Annotated in this window: 18 protein-coding genes; 15 read left to right on the forward strand and 3 right to left on the reverse strand. The window is 44.8% G+C overall.

The genetic code is table 11. The features are described 5' to 3' along the window. Positions 1-2: 2 nt before the first annotated feature. Together DQX04_RS09130 and DQX04_RS09135 are read right to left on the reverse strand one after the other, a co-directional pair. Positions 3-854, reverse strand: a complete 852-nt coding sequence (locus tag DQX04_RS09130; RefSeq protein ID WP_111915572.1) for a universal stress protein — start codon at positions 852-854, stop codon at positions 3-5. Positions 855-865: 11 nt separating this feature from the next. Next, complete coding sequence (locus tag DQX04_RS09135) at positions 866-2,344, reverse strand: SulP family inorganic anion transporter (RefSeq protein ID WP_111915573.1); 1,479 nt, start codon at positions 2,342-2,344, stop codon at positions 866-868. 365 nt (positions 2,345-2,709) lie between these two features. Here DQX04_RS09135 and DQX04_RS09140 point away from each other — a divergent pair, with 365 nt between their 5' ends. The 14 genes from DQX04_RS09140 (at position 2,710) to DQX04_RS09205 (ending at position 15,331) form a co-directional block, all read left to right on the forward strand. Continuing rightward, on the forward strand, positions 2,710-3,156 hold the full coding sequence (locus DQX04_RS09140; RefSeq protein WP_111915574.1) for a flavodoxin domain-containing protein: 447 nt from the start codon (positions 2,710-2,712) through the stop codon (positions 3,154-3,156). A 577-nt stretch (positions 3,157-3,733) separates the two neighbouring features. Further along, the gene (gene mnmG / locus DQX04_RS09145; protein ID WP_111915575.1) at positions 3,734-5,653 is read left to right on the forward strand and encodes a tRNA uridine-5-carboxymethylaminomethyl(34) synthesis enzyme MnmG; all 1,920 of its coding nucleotides are present in this window, start codon (positions 3,734-3,736) and stop codon (positions 5,651-5,653) included. A gap of 32 nt (positions 5,654-5,685) precedes the next feature. Further along, a complete protein-coding gene (rsmG, locus tag DQX04_RS09150; protein WP_370443887.1) occupies positions 5,686-6,321 on the forward strand; it encodes a 16S rRNA (guanine(527)-N(7))-methyltransferase RsmG in 636 nt (211 codons plus the stop codon). A gap of 28 nt (positions 6,322-6,349) precedes the next feature. Next, positions 6,350-7,132, forward strand: a complete 783-nt coding sequence (locus DQX04_RS09155; protein ID WP_111915577.1) for a ParA family protein — start codon at positions 6,350-6,352, stop codon at positions 7,130-7,132. Positions 7,133-7,141: 9 nt separating this feature from the next. Then, the gene (locus tag DQX04_RS09160; protein ID WP_111915578.1) at positions 7,142-8,029 is read left to right on the forward strand and encodes a ParB/RepB/Spo0J family partition protein; all 888 of its coding nucleotides are present in this window, start codon (positions 7,142-7,144) and stop codon (positions 8,027-8,029) included. A 200-nt stretch (positions 8,030-8,229) separates the two neighbouring features. Further along, entirely contained in the window at positions 8,230-8,628 is a 399-nt protein-coding gene (locus DQX04_RS09165) for an ATP synthase subunit I (protein ID WP_207801097.1), read from the forward strand. A 15-nt stretch (positions 8,629-8,643) separates the two neighbouring features. Then, positions 8,644-9,567, forward strand: coding sequence for a F0F1 ATP synthase subunit A (gene atpB / locus DQX04_RS09170; RefSeq protein WP_111915579.1), 924 nt, complete (start codon positions 8,644-8,646; stop codon positions 9,565-9,567). A gap of 98 nt (positions 9,568-9,665) precedes the next feature. Continuing rightward, the gene (gene atpE, locus DQX04_RS09175) at positions 9,666-9,920 is read left to right on the forward strand and encodes a F0F1 ATP synthase subunit C (RefSeq protein ID WP_111915580.1); all 255 of its coding nucleotides are present in this window, start codon (positions 9,666-9,668) and stop codon (positions 9,918-9,920) included. 37 nt (positions 9,921-9,957) lie between these two features. Then, on the forward strand, positions 9,958-10,428 hold the full coding sequence (gene atpF / locus DQX04_RS09180) for a F0F1 ATP synthase subunit B (RefSeq protein ID WP_111915581.1): 471 nt from the start codon (positions 9,958-9,960) through the stop codon (positions 10,426-10,428). A gap of 17 nt (positions 10,429-10,445) precedes the next feature. Continuing rightward, positions 10,446-10,979, forward strand: coding sequence for a F0F1 ATP synthase subunit delta (gene atpH / locus DQX04_RS09185; protein WP_111915582.1), 534 nt, complete (start codon positions 10,446-10,448; stop codon positions 10,977-10,979). Positions 10,980-10,993: 14 nt separating this feature from the next. Beyond that, the gene (gene atpA, locus DQX04_RS09190; protein ID WP_111915583.1) at positions 10,994-12,535 is read left to right on the forward strand and encodes a F0F1 ATP synthase subunit alpha; all 1,542 of its coding nucleotides are present in this window, start codon (positions 10,994-10,996) and stop codon (positions 12,533-12,535) included. A gap of 57 nt (positions 12,536-12,592) precedes the next feature. After that, positions 12,593-13,453: a F0F1 ATP synthase subunit gamma gene (gene atpG, locus DQX04_RS09195; RefSeq protein WP_111915584.1), complete on the forward strand. Its 861-nt coding sequence runs from the start codon at positions 12,593-12,595 to the stop codon at positions 13,451-13,453. Positions 13,454-13,498: 45 nt separating this feature from the next. Then, positions 13,499-14,884 (forward strand): F0F1 ATP synthase subunit beta, encoded by a 1,386-nt coding sequence (atpD, locus tag DQX04_RS09200; RefSeq protein ID WP_111915585.1) that lies wholly within the window; start codon positions 13,499-13,501, stop codon positions 14,882-14,884. Between the two features lie 18 nt (positions 14,885-14,902). Then, positions 14,903-15,331, forward strand: a complete 429-nt coding sequence (locus DQX04_RS09205) for a F0F1 ATP synthase subunit epsilon (protein WP_111915586.1) — start codon at positions 14,903-14,905, stop codon at positions 15,329-15,331. A 78-nt stretch (positions 15,332-15,409) separates the two neighbouring features. On the opposite strand, the gene DQX04_RS09210 is transcribed toward DQX04_RS09205, so the two are convergent. Further along, entirely contained in the window at positions 15,410-15,958 is a 549-nt protein-coding gene (locus tag DQX04_RS09210) for a hypothetical protein (protein WP_111915587.1), read from the reverse strand. 202 nt (positions 15,959-16,160) lie between these two features. Between DQX04_RS09210 and glmU the strand changes: the two genes are divergently transcribed. After that, positions 16,161-17,540, forward strand: coding sequence for a bifunctional UDP-N-acetylglucosamine diphosphorylase/glucosamine-1-phosphate N-acetyltransferase GlmU (gene glmU, locus DQX04_RS09215; protein ID WP_111915588.1), 1,380 nt, complete (start codon positions 16,161-16,163; stop codon positions 17,538-17,540). The last annotated feature ends 1 nt before the right edge of the window (position 17,541 follow it).

The following is a 17,541-nucleotide window of genomic DNA, read 5'->3' on the forward strand; positions in this document are numbered from 1 at the left end:
CTTTACCGCAGCAATAGTAGAGGAACCTTAGCGCTACCAATAAGAGCATTGGTATGGCTTCCTACTAGGAATTCACGAATTCTCGAATGACCATAGGCACCCATAATAATGGCATCAATTTGATTAGTTTCGGCGAAGCTATTAATTGCCGACTCTACTTCTCCTTGAATGATGTGCGTGGTTACTGAGAAACCTTCACTTTTTAGCTTTTCCGCGGCTTCGTTAACTTGTGACTGATGTTCAATAGAGTCATTATCCACCATAACCAAGTCTACGGGTAATTCGCGGAATAACGGGCTTCCTGCAACCATATCTACGGCTTTCTTGGCTGTAGCACTGTGGTCGTATGCAATCATGATTTTTTCAGGCGCTTTAAACTCACCACTCACTACCCACACCGGTTTGGTCATCGCACGAATAACGCGCTCTACTTGGTGACCAATTTTCTGACCTACGCCATTACCACGTTTGCCTTGTTTGCCAATGACTAACAATCTGATTTCATCTTCAATTTCTAATAAAGCATCTACTAGATCACCATGGCGCTGGCGCAGTAGTGGCTCGGCAATTGTTTTTTCCACATGGGTTTTTGCGGCTTCTAAAAAGGTATGTCCTTGTTGGCGCGACAGCTTAGCTCGCTTTTCTTCAAGTTCTGCCAATTCAGAGAGTAACCGCTGGCGCTCGTCCATACCAATGTTGCCGCTAAAGTCAGACTCGTCGACTCCGCGAGGGTCGTCTAACACGTTAAGCAGCACTAATGAATTGTTTAATCGCTTTGCAGACCAAGCCGCATAGTCGGAAACCACATCACTTAATGATGAACCGTCAATACATGCAACAGTATGTGTAGTCATGTTCAATCTCCTTAATGGTCCATAAGCTTGTCAATAGCATCTGGCTTATCTGCAACACCGAATTTGTCGACTACGGTAGCTGTTGCTTTGTTCATGCCTTTAACTTCAACTTCCGTACCTTCACGGCGAAACTTCAGTACGACTTTGTCTAACGCAGCTACAGACGTAATGTCCCAGAAGTGTGCTCGGTCTAAATCAATGGTCACTTTAGCAAGCGCTTCTCCAAAATCAAAAGATTCCGCGAACTTCTCAGAGGAACTAAAGAATACCTGACCAATAACCTGATATTCCCGATGTTCTCCGTCTTTAGAAAGCGTTGAAGAAATATGCATGTAATTACCCACTTTAGCCGCGAAGAAAAGCGCCGCCAGTAGCACACCAATAAACACACCTAACGCTAGATTATGCGTCCATACCACAATAACCACTGTGGCTATCATCACCACATTGGTACTCATAGGGTGCTTCTTTAGGTCTTTAATCGACTGCCAGCTAAACGTACCAATCGACACCATAATCATGACTGCTACTAACGCAGCCATCGGTATTTGACGCACCCAGTCACTTAAAAACACAACCAAGATAATGAGGCCGACACCGGCAACTAACATTGAGAGGCGACCGCGACCACCCGACTTCACGTTAATAACGGATTGCCCGATCATTGCACAACCAGCCATGCCGCCCATTAAACCCGCACCAATATTAGCAATACCTTGGCCACGACATTCTTTATTTCTGTCGGACTTGGTGTCTGTTAAGTCATCAACGATGGTTTGCGTCATCATCGACTCAAGTAAACCCACAATCGCCAGTGGGAATGCGTAAGGTAGAATAATCTCTAACGTTTCGAGGTTAAGCGGAATATTCGGTAAGAAGAATACCGGTAAGCTGTCTGGGAGTTCGCCCATGTCACCTACAGTACGCACGTCGATACCAAAGTAGATAGTTACCGCAGTAAGTAAAACTATGGTTACTAGCGGTGAAGGCACTATCTTAGTGATTCTAGGTAAACCATAAATAATCGCCAAACCTGCGGCAGTTAGGGCATATACATGCCAGGTTACGTTAATAAGCTCTGGCAATTGCGCCATAAAAATAAGTATTGCTAAGGCATTCACAAACCCAGTAACCACAGAGCGTGACACAAAACGCATAAGGCTACCCAGCTTAAGAAGGCCAAATATAAGCTGAATAACACCGGTTAAAATGGTTGCTGCTAATAGATATTCAAGTCCATGCTCTTTCACCAAGGTAACCATTAACAAGGCCATTGCACCAGTAGCCGCCGATATTTGCCCAGGACGACCACCAATAAACGCCATAACGACACAAATACAAAAAGACGCATATAAACCCACTTTCGGGTCGACGCCTGCAATAATAGAGAACGCGATTGCTTCTGGAATGAGCGCTAACGCAACAACCATTCCAGCAAGAACGTCTGCGCGAATGGTGCCAAACCATTCCTTTTTCCAATTACTTTTCATAACGGTTTTCCAAGTGTTTGTGTCGTTTGATACGGTACTTTGAGCAAGTGATTGCAAAATAACCAAGTGTTAAATGTAGCTAAAAACTAGAAATAATCAGCCTTTCGCCACTTCAATAAGATTAGGTAGAGTAAAAAAACTGAATTTTTAACTATTTCACAGTACTTTCACTCAATACATGCTAAAAAACATAGTTTATTTGGCGTTAATGACCTTAATTAGGCAAGGAACCAAATAGAAAAGAGTGCAAATGATACGCACCGCGTAAAGTGATCTCAACCATTTCAACTCTTTTTGTCGCGCTAAGTTTGCTAAAATAGCGCTAAAGAACTTTCACCTATTAAAAATAGGAAACGGAGTACTATATGGCAGAACATATTGAAATATTGGTTGGCACGACGGCAGGAAACACAGAGTTTTTGGCTTCAGAACTTGAAACTGAGATTCAACAAAAAGGTTTCACCACCACGTTTCACGACGCTCCGAATTTACCGGAAGTGACTAAACAAGGCATTTGGTTATTCTGTGTTGCAACTCATGGTGCAGGTGAATATGCAGAAAGTATTGAGGGTTTTATGGAACAACTGAACCAAGAAAAGCCTGATCTCTCCAATATTAAGTTTGCCATTATCGCTATTGGTGACTCGAGCTACGATACATTTTGCCAAGCTGGCCGAGACACAGACGCACTTGTTCAAAGTCTCGGCGGTGTGCCTATACATGATGTTTTAGAAATAGACATGATGTTCGACCTAGAACCTGAAACTTCCGCGATACAGTGGTTAGCTCAGTGGATCGATAAAATAGCGTAGTCGTGAATAGATCTTTTCCACAGTTAAAATCCAGATAAATAAGATTATCGACCAATTAGAACGATCTTATCCACATATAATTCACGTTCATATCTACCGAAATAAGATCGTGTGGATAAACTATGATCTTAAATGTGATCTGATCGAGGTATAAATTTGGGGATAACTTCAATTGTGGAAAAGCCTCGATTTTTCCTACTGGATATTCATACTGATCATAGCGAGTTGATCACAACCAAACTTAGTCTTTAACTAACTTATTTATATAGAAAAATTTGGGTTTCCCACAGAAAATAGCGAAGCTAATAATAGTAGTAATAATCTTTTATAAATAAATATATATATATTTTTACTACCATCGCTTAGAAACCGAAATTAGCATTTCAGAAATAACCGATAGATTGATCATTTATTCCCAACCCCGATCCGAGTTATAATATTCGGCTAGCTTGAAGCTCTCTTTACGGAACATTTGGTAAGTGATTGATAAGTCTTTAAGCAAAAATCTACGAGCTCTTTGTTCTATTCAGCTGCACAAGAGTTCATGCAAGTTTTAAAAAGTGTTGAAAGGTAAGTTATGAGTTCAGATATGCGTTTTGATGTAATTGTGATCGGCGGAGGCCATGCAGGCACTGAAGCTGCACTTGCTGCTGCGCGTATGGGGCAAAGCACGCTACTGCTTACGCATAACATCGACACTTTAGGCCAAATGAGCTGCAACCCTGCTATTGGCGGTATAGGTAAAGGTCATTTGGTTAAAGAAATCGACGCTCTAGGCGGAATTATGGCGCGCGGTGCTGACCATGCGGGTATTCAATTCAGAACCTTAAATGCGTCAAAAGGACCTGCAGTAAGAGCTACGCGTGCTCAAGCAGACCGAGCGCTGTATCGCAATTACATTCGCCAAGCTCTTGAAAGCCAACCGAATCTTAAAATATTCCAACAGTCTTGCGACGACTTAATCGTTTCAGAAACAGGCCAAGGCCCTCGTGTTGAAGGCGTTGTTACGCAAATGGGGCTGAAATTCCTTGCTTCACGCGTGGTGCTTACCGTTGGAACATTCTTGGGTGGTCAAATTCACATTGGACTTTCTCAATACAAAGGCGGCCGCGCTGGTGATCCGCCCGCGATTGCGTTGGCAGAACGTCTGCGTGCATTACCTCTACGTGTTGATCGTCTTAAAACAGGTACACCGCCAAGAATTGATGCTAAGTCTGTTGATTTTAGCGTAATGCAGGAACAACCCGGTGATTTCCCAACACCAATTTTTTCTTACATGGGTAAATCTGAAGATCATCCGCAGCAAATTAGTTGTTTTATTACCCATACTAACGATCAAACCCATGACGTAATTCGCAGTGGCTTAGACCGATCGCCTATGTACTCTGGCGTAATTGAGGGTGTGGGCCCGCGCTATTGTCCGTCTATCGAAGACAAAGTTATGCGTTTTGCAGACAAAAATTCGCATCAAATTTTTGTTGAACCCGAAGGACTAAATACCCAAGAACTTTACCCAAATGGTATTTCCACGAGTTTGCCGTACGACGTGCAAGTCGAACTTGTGCATTCTATTCGCGGTTTCGAAAACGCGCATATTACGCGCCCGGGCTACGCCATTGAATATGACTTCTTTGATCCTAGAGACTTAAAACAGTCGCTAGAGTCTAAGTTTATTGAGGGGTTATATTTTGCAGGTCAAATTAACGGTACAACCGGTTACGAAGAAGCTGGTGCACAAGGCTTAGTCGCGGGTATGAATGCAGCATTGGCAGTTCAAGGTAAAGAGTCTTGGACACCTCGCCGTGATGAGGCCTACACAGGTGTGCTCATAGACGACTTAGCAACATTAGGCACCAAAGAACCCTACCGTATGTTTACCTCGCGTGCTGAATACAGGTTACTACTACGCGAAGACAACGCAGATATACGTTTAACTGCAAAAGGTCGTGAGCTAGGCTTAGTTGACGACGAACGTTTTGCTCGTTTCGAAGCAAAAATGGAAAATATTGAGCAAGAAAAACAACGTTTGCGTTCTACTTGGGTGCATAAAGACCATGCGGCGGTAGAGTCGTTAAACACCATGTTGAAAAGCCCTATTTCTAAAGAAGCTAATTTAGAAGAACTTATTCGCAGACCTGAGATGAAATACAACGATCTTATGTCGGTTGAAGGTATCGGTCCTGGCTTGGTTGAGTCTGACCCTCAGGCTGCAGAACAAGTTGAAGTTCAAATTAAATATGCGGGCTATATTTCACGTCAGGTTGATGAAATTGCAAAAACAATTCGTCACGAAAACACCAAACTACCAGCAAACTTCGACTACGGTTCTATTTCTGGATTGTCGAATGAAGTTGTTGCCAAGCTAGCGTCGCATCAGCCTGAAACTATTGGGCAAGCTATGCGTATCTCTGGCATAACGCCGGCGGCTATTTCCATGTTACTTGTGCATCTTAAGAAGCAGGGTTTGTTGCGTAAAACGGAGAAGAAACTCGCCTAATGCGTAAATCGACTCCCTTTCCAAAGCAAGTGATTGAACAACAATTGTCTGAAGCATTACGCGCCGAAGAACTGAAATATTTGTCGGTAACCAAAGAACAGCAACAACAGCTTGTGGTTTTGCTGGAACAACTACACAAATGGAATAACGCCTACAACTTAACTTCGGTGCGCAACCCTGAAGACATGTTGGTTCGCCATATTCTAGACAGTATTGCGGTTAGCCCTCATTTACACGGTGATAAGGTTATCGACGTTGGCACTGGTCCTGGCTTACCTGGTTTGCCGCTTGCTATTTTGAACCCCGAAAAAGAATTTGTACTGCTCGACAGCTTAGGCAAAAGAATTTCTTTTATCCGCCAAGTGGTACATTTACTGAAATTAAACAATGTAACTGCGGTACAATCACGCGTTGAAGACTATGCTTTTGAAGGCGGCTTCGACAGTATCGTCAGTCGCGCATTCGCATCACTTGCAGACATGCTCGGCTGGTGTCATCATTTGCTGTCAGACAAAGGCGTGTTTGTGGCATTGAAAGGCCAGCTCGACGAAGCAGAGTTTGAGCAAGTTAAAGCACCTTTTAAAGTTCGGGAAACCTACCCTATTGCAGTACCTCAATTAGACGCTGCAAGGCATGTAGTAGTTATCTCGCCAGCAAATTCAGAATAATTATAAGTCCTGTAAAAGGTATTCGATTGTGGGAAAAGTCATCGCGATTGCTAATCAAAAAGGCGGCGTTGGAAAAACAACGACCGCGGTGAATCTTGCTGCGTCTATGGCAGCAACTCGTCGCAAAGTTTTACTGATAGACCTAGACCCACAAGGCAACGCAACTATGGGCAGTGGCGTTGACAAGTATGAAGTCGAAAAAACGATTTTTAACCTTCTAGTTGAAGACGAACCTTTAAAAGACGTTGTGGTTTCAGAAACTAGCGGTAAATATGATCTCATCGCGGCCAATAGCGACGCTACCGCTGCCGAAATAAAGTTAATGGACGTATTTGCTCGTGAAACCAAGCTTCGCAGAGCGTTAGAGCCTGTTCGTGACCACTACGATTATATATTTATTGACTGCCCTCCTTCGCTTAACTTGCTTACCGTGAACGCTATGGCTGCGGCAGACTCTATAATGGTTCCGATGCAGTGCGAGTATTACGCACTCGAAGGTTTAACTGCACTTCTGGACACCATCGACCAACTTGCTGCGGTAGTGAATCCTAATTTACAGATTGAAGGGTTGCTAAGAACCATGTACGACCCGCGTAATCGTTTGGCAAACGACGTTTCAGAACAGCTGAAGAATCACTTCGGAGATAAAGTTTACCGCACGGTTATTCCACGCAATGTGCGCTTAGCTGAAGCACCTAGTTTCGGTGCACCGGCCATGTATTACGACAAAGGTTCGACAGGTAGTCGCGCTTATCTTGCGCTCGCAGGTGAAGTGATTCGCCGAGACGAAACCACACAAAAAGCTTCTTGAGGATAAAAAATGACGACTAAAAAACGTGGCTTAGGAAGAGGACTCGACGCGTTACTTACGACCAGTGCTAACGCAGCCGCTCGTCATGAGCAAGAACAGTCGAATGAATCTGTGGTTAGCGAAAAAGGCGAATTACGAAAGCTACCGGTAGAATTTTTACGTCCTGGTCGTTATCAGCCTCGTAAAGATATGTCGCCTGAAGCGTTAGAAGAGTTAGCAAGCTCTATTAAAGCGCAAGGTATTATTCAGCCTATCGTGGTTCGCCCAGTTGGTAACGATCAATACGAAATTATTGCCGGTGAGCGTCGTTGGAGAGCATCTCAACTTGCGCGTTTAGACGTTGTACCTTGCTTAGTAAAAGACGTACCCGACGAAGCTGCTGTAGCTATAGCGCTTATCGAGAATATTCAGCGAGAGGACTTAAATGCGCTGGAAGAGGCTTTCGCACTTCAACGCCTTATTGAAGAATTTGATATGACCCACCAAGCTGTTGCAGAAGCAGTGGGTAAGTCACGAACTACAGTGACCAATTTACTTCGTGTACTGCAACTAAACGACGATGTTCGAACTCATTTAGAACGTGGCGACATTGAGCTTGGCCATGCAAAAGTGTTGTTGGCCGTTGAGGGCGAACAGCAAAGCGAATTAGCGCGAGTTATTGTAGCGAAAGGCTTAACGGTTCGTGAGTCTGAAAAATTAGTCAACACCGCGTTAAACCCTACCTCTAAGAAAGAACCTCAAAAACCAGACGCTGATGTACAAAAATTAGAGCGTGACCTAGCTGATCGGATTGGTGCGAAAGTAAGTATAAGTCACAATCGGAAAGGGAAAGGCAAAATGGTGATCTCGTACAATAGTCTTGATGAACTTGACGGGATTCTTGAACACCTTTCATAAGGTATGTCTTAAAGTACAGCTAGTTTTTCGAAATTCGACTTTAATGTATTGGTTTTGTTAATTGTTTTTTAATCAATCTGTGAAAGCCAGTCTGTGCAAGGGCTATTTCGACGCGACTTAGGTTGCATTTTGGCGCTAAAACTTTATAATCGGCGCAGTTTTTAGTACGTGTATCGCAAACCCATAACTAGGTTTCAGCAATGACAGTTCAAAATAATAATATGCTGAATCAGAAGGGTCGCCGTATAGCTAGAACGGTGTTACTGGTACAAGCCATAGCAGCTGCTATTTTGGTAGCTCTGATGGGACTAATATTCGGGATTGAAGGTGCGAAAACCGCATTTGCTGGTGCTTGTATTGGCCTTATCCCCAACATGATTTTCGCGCATTACATGTTTCGTTTTGGCGGAGCGCGCGCAGCATCACAAGTGGTGCAGAGTTTTTATTTAGGTGAAATGCTGAAGATGCTTTTCACCATAGTACTGTTCGTTATTGCTTTTGTTATATTAAACGGCCCGTGGTTTCCTTTATTTGCCGTGTTTATAGCCATAACAGTACTGCAATGGATTACACCGTTTTTAAATCTTAAAATTAACTAACTTGGGTTGTGAAACATGGCTGCAGAAGGAAAGATGAATCCTACTGACTACATCAACCACCACTTAACGAACGCGAGTGCCGGTGAAGGCTTCTGGACATTCCATGTCGATTCGTTGGGTATTGGTATTGTACTCGGTGCTTTATTTATTTGGCTCTTTGCACGCGTAGGTCGTAGAGCGACAGTTGGCGTGCCTGGCAAGCTTCAGTGCTTTGTCGAAATGGTTGTAGAGTTTATTGCTACAACGGTTAAAGAGTCGTTCCATGCGAAAAGCAAAGTTATTGCCCCGCTTGCCCTGACTATTTTTGTCTGGGTATTCCTTATGAACCTGATGAAACTGATTCCAGTAGACTGGGTTCCTGTACTTGCGGGTACGTTGGGTTACTACTTAAACCCTACTGCGTTGTATGAGTACATGGCAGGCAAAGAGCAATACGCAGCTCAACTTGCTGGCCTTTCTGGTGCAGAACTAGAAGCGGCAGCAGTATCTATTCTTGGTGGTTATGGGTTTATCGAAACTATCATGATGCACCCTTGGAGCTACATGAAAGCTGCTCCAACAACAGACTTGAACACCACTTTGGCGTTAGCGTTGGGTGTATTCGTTCTAATTATTTTCTACTCAGTGAAACATAAAGGGTTGGGCGGTTTTGTAAAAGAACTGACTATGAACCCGTTTAATCACTGGTCGATGATCCCGTTCAACTTGGTTCTTGAAACCGTAACGTTATTGGCGAAGCCATTAAGCTTGTCACTACGTTTGTTTGGTAACCTTTATGCGGGTGAGCTTATTTTCATTCTAATCGCGATGGTAGGTTTGGCGCAGTTGCCAATGCACTTCGCGTGGGCTGTTTTCCATATCTTGGTTATCGTACTGCAAGCGTTCATCTTCATGATGCTTACAGTGGTATACCTAAGTATGGCGAGTGAAAAACATTAGTAATTTGGAGTGGGGTTAACCCTGCTCCTCTAGTAAAGCGTTTTAATTGTTTTAACTTTAATTTTTAACTTTAACTATCTGAAAAACTGGAGATATCAATGGAACTAGTCGTTTCTTACACAATCTTAGCTGTTGCCATCATCATTGGTTTAGGCGCTGTGGGTACTGCTATCGGCTTCGGTCTTATGGGCGGTAAATTCTTAGAAGCTACTGCGCGTCAGCCAGAACTAGCTTCTCAGCTTCAAACTAAAATGTTCATCATGGCAGGTCTTACGGATGCTATCGCGATGATCGGTGTAGGTATTGCACTATTCTTCGTATTCGCTAACCCATTCGTAGGTTTGTTAGGCTAATTTCACTCGACGGTCACCAACATAGAGGAGATCCGTTGTGAATATCAACGTTACTCTGATTGGTCAGTCTATTGCGTTCGTGGTCTTTGTGATCTTCTGCATGAAGTTCGTATGGCCACCACTGATTAACGCCATTGAAGAGCGTCAGAAGAAAATTGCTGACGGTCTTGCGGCATCAGAACGCGCAGAGAAAGACCTCGAAGACGCTCGTGCGAAAGCCGATGACGAACTCAAAGCTGCAAAAACACAAGCAGCTGAACTAATTGAGCAAGCGAAGAAACGCGCTGCAGCATTAGTTGAAGAGGAAACTCAACGCGGTAACGCAGAGCGCGAAAAAATTATCGCTTCCGGTTATGCAGAAGTGGAAGCTGAGCGCAGTCGAGTTCGTGAAGAATTGCGTAAGCAAGTTGCTGTATTGGCAGTTGCTGGCGCAGAGAAAATCATCGAGCGCGAGATTGATGCACAGAAGCAAAGCGACATTGTTGAAAAACTTGTCGCTGAATTGTAATCACGGGGGTTGAGCAGATGTCCGAATACACAACGGTCGCTCGCCCCTATGCTAAAGCAGCTTTTGACTTTGCTGTTGAGCAGGGCGCGATTGAAAAATGGCATGAAATGTTGGCGTTCGCTTCTGAAGTGGAACAAAACAAAGAAATGCAGGTTTTTCTTAAAGGCGCTTTGAATCGCGAACACGCATTAGAAGTTTTTCTTGGTGTGTGTGGCGAACAGCTCGACGAGAAGGGCCAGAATCTTGTGAAGATGATGGCATCCAATGATCGTATTCATGCGTTACCTGAAGTTGCCCGTTTATTCGGCGAGCTTCGTGCAGATTACAACAAAGAAGTAACTGTAGATGTAACGTCTGCGGTGAAATTGACTAAAGCTCATGAAAAGAGCCTTATTCAAGCATTGGAAAAACGACTCGAACGTAAAGTTAAGCTCAATTGCAGTGTCGACCCAACCACAGTTGGTGGGTTGCTAATTAAAGCCGGTGACTTAGTCATCGACAGTACATTACGCAGCAAGCTTTCAAGGCTTGCCAATACACTGCAGTCATAATCGGGGACGAGAGCATGCAACTGAATTCAAATGAAATTGCAGAACTGATCAAAAAACGTATAGACCAGTTCGAAGTTGTTAGCGAAGCTCGCAACGAAGGTACTATCACTGCTGTAACAGACGGCATTATCCGTATTACTGGATTAGCTGACTGTATGCAGGGTGAAATGGTTGAGCTTCCTGGCAATCGCTATGCTATCGCATTGAACCTAGAGCGTGACTCTGTAGGTGCGGTAGTTATGGGTCCTTATGGGGACCTGCAAGAAGGTGTAAAAGTTAAATCTACGGGTCGTATTCTTGAAGTACCTGTAGGACGTGCATTGTTAGGCCGCGTGGTAAACACGCTTGGTATGCCTATCGACGGTAAAGGTGCAATCGACGCTGATGGCTATGAGCCAGTTGAAAAAATCGCACCGGGCGTTATCGAACGTCAATCAGTAGACGAGCCTGTACAAACAGGTTACAAAGCGATTGACTCGATGATTCCAATCGGCCGTGGCCAGCGTGAGCTGATCATCGGTGACCGTCAGACTGGTAAAACAGCAATGGCGGTTGACGCAATTATTAACCAGAAAGGCACTGGCATTAAGTGTGTGTACGTAGCAATCGGTCAGAAGGCATCGACTATCGCTAACGTGGTACGCAAACTTGAAGAGCACGGCGCACTAGAGCACACCATCGTTGTTGCTGCATCGGCTTCTGAGTCTGCTGCACTACAATACTTGGCTGCTTACTCTGGTTGTACTATGGGTGAGTTCTTCCGCGACCGCGGTGAAGACGCGCTAATCGTATACGATGATTTGTCTAAGCAAGCTGTTGCTTATCGTCAAATTTCATTGTTGCTACGCCGTCCACCAGGACGTGAAGCATTCCCAGGTGACGTTTTCTATCTTCACTCTCGCTTGCTAGAACGTGCTGCTCGTGTAAACGCTGACTACGTTGAGAAGTTCACTAAGGGTGAAGTGAAAGGTAAAACAGGTTCATTAACTGCATTGCCTATCATTGAAACGCAAGCAGGTGACGTTTCTGCATTCGTACCTACCAACGTAATTTCAATTACCGACGGTCAGATTTTCTTGGAAACTGACTTGTTCAACGCGGGTATTCGCCCAGCTGTGAACGCAGGTATCTCGGTATCTCGTGTTGGTGGTGCTGCACAAACTAAAATCATCAAGAAGTTGGGCGGCGGTATTCGTCTTGCACTAGCTCAGTATCGTGAATTGGCGGCATTCGCTCAGTTCGCTTCTGACCTAGACGAAGCAACACGTGAGCAGCTTGAACACGGTCAACGTGTAACTGAATTGATGAAGCAGAACCAATATGCGCCAATGAGTGTTGCAGAAATGGGTGTTTCTATCTATGCAGCAGAGAAAGGCTTCCTGAAAGGTGTTGATAACAGCAAAATTCAGGACTTTGAAGAAGCATTATTAAGCTACTTCAACAGCGAACACGCTGATCTCATGGCGAAAATCAATGAAACAGGCGATTACAACGACACCATCGAAGGTGAAATCAAAGCAGGTATTGAGAAGTTTAAGTCTACTCAAGCTTGGTAATGAGTTTGGCCGTAACTTTGTTGCGGCCTTTCAACGTTGTAACGCGGGAGATTAATTATGGCCGTTGGTAAAGAGATAAAAACTCAGATCGCGAGTATTAACAATACTCAAAAGATCACCAGCGCAATGGAAATGGTAGCTGCGTCGAAAATGAAAAAGGCGCAGGAACAGATGGACACGAGCCGTCCGTATGCTGATTCCATTCGGAAAGTGATCGGCCATATTGCTCAAGGTAACCTCGAGTACCGCCATGAATGGTTGGAAGAGCGCGAGGTTAAACGCGTAGGTTACATCATCGTTTCTACCGACCGCGGTTTATGTGGCGGTTTGAACAGTAACGAATTCAGAAAAGTAGTTCGTGATGTTCAACAGTGGGATGAAAAAGGCGTTGATGTCAGCTTCGCTGCCGTGGGCAGTAAAGCGTCAGGGTTCTTTAAACGGTTAACAGGTAGCATCGTTTCTCAAGCTTCAGGCTTAGGTGACAAACCTAAGGTTGAAGACGTAATTGGAACGGTTGGTGCCATGTTGAAAGAATACGAGAATGGCAAAATTGACCGCCTATTTCTCGTGTATAACCGTTTTGTGAATACAATGACGCAAGAGCCGGTGATTAACCAGTTATTGCCTTTGCCGAAATCAGAAGATGTCGATCGCAATCATGCGTGGGACTATCTGTATGAGCCGGATGCAAAATCTATTCTAGATGTGTTGTTGCGTCGGTTTATCGAAAGCCAAGTTTACCAAGGTGTAGTAGAGAACTTGGCAAGTGAGCAAGCAGCGCGAATGGTTGCAATGAAAGCCGCAACCGATAACGCAGGGGAGCTTATTGACGACTTGCAGTTGGTATACAACAAAGCTCGTCAGGCTGCCATTACCCAAGAAATTTCAGAAATTGTTTCGGGTGCTGGTGCGGTTTAATACCGGGCAAAGGTCAGAAAGATTTTGCAATTTAGAGGATAAGTCATGAGTCAAGGTAAGGTCGTCCAAATCATTGGCGCTGTTGTGGACATCGAGTTTCCACAAGACAGCGTTCCAAAGATCTACGACGCACTACGCATCACTGAAGGTGACCTCAAGGGACTAACCCTTGAAGTTCAGCAACAGTTAGGTGGTGGTGTTGTTCGTGCTATCGCGCTTGGTACTACAGACGGTTTGCGTCGTGAGTTAAGCGTAGAAAATACAGGCGAGCCAATCATGGTGCCAGTCGGGACAAAAACTCTCGGCCGTATCATGAACGTATTGGGTGAGCCAATTGACGAAGCAGGTGAAATCGGTGAAGAAGAGCGTATGTCTATTCACCGTGAAGCGCCTTCGTATGAAGAACAGTCAAACGCAGTTGAGCTACTTGAAACGGGTATCAAAGTTATCGACTTGATTTGCCCATTCACTAAGGGTGGTAAAGTTGGTTTGTTCGGTGGTGCCGGTGTAGGTAAAACCGTAAACATGATGGAACTTATCCGTAACATCGCAATCGAGCACAGCGGTTACTCTGTATTCGCAGGTGTTGGTGAGCGTACGCGTGAGGGTAACGACTTCTATCACGAAATGAACGACTCTAACGTACTTGATAAAGTAGCGTTGGTTTACGGTCAGATGAACGAGCCACCGGGTAACCGTTTGCGCGTTGCACTTACTGGTCTAACTATTGCGGAGAAATTCCGTGACGAAGGTCGCGACGTTCTATTCTTCGTAGATAACATCTACCGTTATACGCTAGCCGGTACTGAGGTATCAGCACTTCTAGGCCGTATGCCATCAGCGGTAGGTTATCAGCCTACACTTGCTGAAGAGATGGGTGTACTTCAGGAGCGTATCGCGTCTACTAAGACAGGTTCAATCACGTCTATCCAAGCGGTATATGTACCTGCGGATGACTTGACCGATCCATCACCAGCAACAACCTTTGCTCACTTAGACGCAACCGTTGTATTGTCTCGTGATATCGCGTCTTTGGGTATTTACCCAGCGGTTGATCCACTTGATTCAACTTCACGTCAGCTTGACCCGCAAGTTATCGGTTCAGAGCACTACGACGTAGCGCGTGGCGTACAGTCTGTACTTCAGCGTTATAAAGAGTTGAAAGACATTATCGCAATCTTGGGTATGGACGAGCTTTCTGAAGAAGATAAGCGCACTGTAGACCGTGCTCGTAAGATTCAGCGTTTCTTGTCTCAGCCGTTCTTCGTAGCGGAAGTATTCACCGGTGCGCCAGGTAAATATGTATCTTTGAAAGACACTATTGCTGGCTTTAAAGGCATCCTAGACGGCGAATACGACCACATGCCTGAACAGGCGTTTTACATGGTTGGCACCATCGACGAAGCGATCGAAAAAGCCAACAAAATGTAATCGAACGGGAGGTTTGTAATGGCGGTATCAACAGTACGTCTGGATGTAGTAAGTGCGGAAGATCGGTTATTTACCGGTGACGTACAGTCTATCCAGGTGACAGGTAGCGAAGGTGAGCTAGGTATTTTGCCTGGTCACATTCCTTTGCTGACCGCCTTGAAACCTGGCATGGTTCGCATTGTGACTGAAGCAGGTGAAGAAGAGTTCTTTTATGTCGCCGGTGGCGTTATGGAAGTTCAACCAGATTCAGTTACAGTGTTGTCGGACACCGCAGTACGTGGTGATGACCTCGACGAGCAAGCTGCAGAGAAAGCAATGCAGCAAGCACGCGAAGCGTTAGCAGATTCCTCACCGGATATGTCTTACGCAGAAGCGGCTGCCGAACTAGCCCGCGCGATTGCACAGTTGCGAGTACTTCAGCAACTGAAGAAACGCAAAGGCAACTAAACAGGTTCGCAAAGGCGATGAAAAGAAAAAACCCGGCTCATAAGGCCGGGTTTTTTGTATTCGTTTCAAAATTTTAGGTTAGAAACGTAATCCAATAGAGAACATGGCACTAGCAACAGAGTCTATATTTGGTATGTCGTCGTAAGATGACTCTGAACGAATGTTTATAAATAAATCGAAAGAAACTTTTTCTGTGTTGTAGCCGACTCCGCCAGCTAGTTGTGGGCCTGAAAAGTCGAGTGAACCACCAGAGAACTCCCAACTATCGTTAAAGAACCCTGCACCTGCGTACCACTTAAAGCCTAAGCCTGTTAAGTTTTGGCCAATTAACGCGTTCATTTCGAAATCGTTTGATTCCAGCGCGCTTAAGTTCTCGTTTTCAAGAAAAGTTGCGACAGCGTGGCCGGCAAAATCAAACCTTTCTGACTCTGCAAATACGCCCATTCCGCTTACAGCGAAACCTACGAATGACTCGTCTGTGTTGCTGTTTGAAAATGTACGTGCATAAGAACCTACACTCACGGTGAATTTCTTCGCTTCGGCGACCTCGTTGCTTGAGGTTTTCGCGAATGAGGGTAATGACGACAATGCCAAAAGCGCGGTACCTAACAAAACTAATTTTTTCATTGTTTTCCTTAATTGAGTGATTCCGTATTGTTGAACCTGCTTGAAAAAAGCGAGATATCCTATAAATCCGCCACCAAAAAGTAAACAAAAAGTTAAAAAGTCAGTTAAGGCTCATTTGAGAAGGCGCCAAACCCTGATAGAATAAGCGGTTCAGTCGAGTTTAAAAACAAATTGCCATTAGGCTCGCTCACAAGGAAATAAAATGTCGGCGAATGCACTAAATGTAGTTATTCTTGCTGCCGGTAAAGGCACCAGAATGCGTTCAAATTTACCTAAGGTTTTGCATCCTGTAGCGCAAAAGCCAATGGTAGCCCATGTTATTGATAGCGCGAAAAAGCTAGGTGCTGAAAATATTCAGCTTATTTATGGTCATGGCGGCGAGCTTCTTCAGCAGCGTTTAAGCCACTATGCGGTGAATTGGGTAGAGCAAAAAGATCAGTTAGGTACGGGCCATGCAGTACAGCAAGCCATACCGCATATTGCAGACGACGAAAACGTACTCGTTCTTTATGGCGATGTGCCACTTACCCGCGTTGAAACACTGGAAGCACTATTGGCAGCAAAAGGAAAAAATGAGCTTGCGCTGCTTACCGTGAACCTTCAGGACCCAACGGGTTACGGAAGAATTTTGCGTAATAGCGAGGGTAAAGTCACTGGTATTGTTGAACACAAAGACGCGACACCAGAACAGCACCGTATTCAGGAAGTGAACACAGGTATTTTGGCGGCGAATGGCAAGTCATTAAAGAAATGGTTGAGTGCGTTAGACAATAACAATGTTCAAGGCGAATACTACCTTACAGATATCGTGGCTATGGCGGCTAATGAAGGTGTTGAAATAGCCAGCGCACAACCGCAGGCAACTGCTGAAGTAGAAGGTGCGAATAACCGCGTACAACTTGCGGCGTTAGAGCGCGCGTACCAAGCTCGCTTGGCAGAACAGTTGATGCTAGACGGCGCAACACTTATCGACCCTGCGCGCGTGGATGTTCGCGGTGAAGTTTCTATTGCCAATGATGTTGTGGTTGACGTTAATGTGGTTTTTGAAGGTAAGGTTGAACTTGGCGAAGGCGTAGTGATTGAGCCTAACTGTATTTTACGTGATTGTAAAATTGGAGACGGCGCGCGCATAAAAGCCAATAGCATTGTTGAAGGTGCAGAATTACAAGAAGGTGCGCAAGCAGGACCTTTTGCTCGCTTAAGACCTGGTGCGAAACTAGAGAAAAATGCTGCGGTGGGCAACTTTGTAGAAATGAAGAAGTCTACTCTAGGTGAAGGCGCGAAAGCCGGTCACTTAACTTACCTTGGCGACGCTATTGTCGGTGCAGGAGCAAATATTGGTGCAGGTACCATTACTTGTAACTATGACGGTGTAAATAAACACGCAACGGTTATCGGTGAAAAGGCTTTTATTGGTTCTAATAGTTCATTGGTTGCGCCGGTGAATATTGGCCATGGCTCTACAACAGGCGCTGGCTCAGTGGTTACCGCTGACGTGCCCGACAACACTTTAGCCGTAGGCAGAGCAAAACAAAGAAATATAACGGGCTGGAAAAGGCCTGAGAAGAAGAGCGGAGAATAAT

Origin of the sequence: Aliidiomarina sp. B3213 (assembly GCF_003290085.1) — a bacterium.
Lineage (GTDB): Bacteria > Pseudomonadota > Gammaproteobacteria > Enterobacterales > Alteromonadaceae > Aliidiomarina.

Bases quoted from the DNA above. Each gene is read 5' to 3' on its own strand.
- DQX04_RS09210 (WP_111915587.1), bottom strand. From the start codon at position 15,958: ATGAAAAAATTAGTTTTGTTAGGTACCGCGCTTTTGGCATTGTCGTCA.
- DQX04_RS09165 (WP_207801097.1), top strand. From the start codon at position 8,230: ATGACAGTTCAAAATAATAATATGCTGAATCAGAAGGGTCGCCGTATA.
- DQX04_RS09205 (WP_111915586.1), top strand. From the start codon at position 14,903: ATGGCGGTATCAACAGTACGTCTGGATGTAGTAAGTGCGGAAGATCGG.
- DQX04_RS09160 (WP_111915578.1), top strand. From the start codon at position 7,142: ATGACGACTAAAAAACGTGGCTTAGGAAGAGGACTCGACGCGTTACTT.
- atpH (WP_111915582.1), top strand. From the start codon at position 10,446: ATGTCCGAATACACAACGGTCGCTCGCCCCTATGCTAAAGCAGCTTTT.
- atpB (WP_111915579.1), top strand. From the start codon at position 8,644: ATGGCTGCAGAAGGAAAGATGAATCCTACTGACTACATCAACCACCAC.
- glmU (WP_111915588.1), top strand. From the start codon at position 16,161: ATGTCGGCGAATGCACTAAATGTAGTTATTCTTGCTGCCGGTAAAGGC.
- DQX04_RS09130 (WP_111915572.1), bottom strand. From the start codon at position 854: ATGACTACACATACTGTTGCATGTATTGACGGTTCATCATTAAGTGAT.
- atpG (WP_111915584.1), top strand. From the start codon at position 12,593: ATGGCCGTTGGTAAAGAGATAAAAACTCAGATCGCGAGTATTAACAAT.
- DQX04_RS09135 (WP_111915573.1), bottom strand. From the start codon at position 2,344: ATGAAAAGTAATTGGAAAAAGGAATGGTTTGGCACCATTCGCGCAGAC.
- mnmG (WP_111915575.1), top strand. From the start codon at position 3,734: ATGAGTTCAGATATGCGTTTTGATGTAATTGTGATCGGCGGAGGCCAT.
- atpE (WP_111915580.1), top strand. From the start codon at position 9,666: ATGGAACTAGTCGTTTCTTACACAATCTTAGCTGTTGCCATCATCATT.
- atpD (WP_111915585.1), top strand. From the start codon at position 13,499: ATGAGTCAAGGTAAGGTCGTCCAAATCATTGGCGCTGTTGTGGACATC.
- DQX04_RS09140 (WP_111915574.1), top strand. From the start codon at position 2,710: ATGGCAGAACATATTGAAATATTGGTTGGCACGACGGCAGGAAACACA.
- atpA (WP_111915583.1), top strand. From the start codon at position 10,994: ATGCAACTGAATTCAAATGAAATTGCAGAACTGATCAAAAAACGTATA.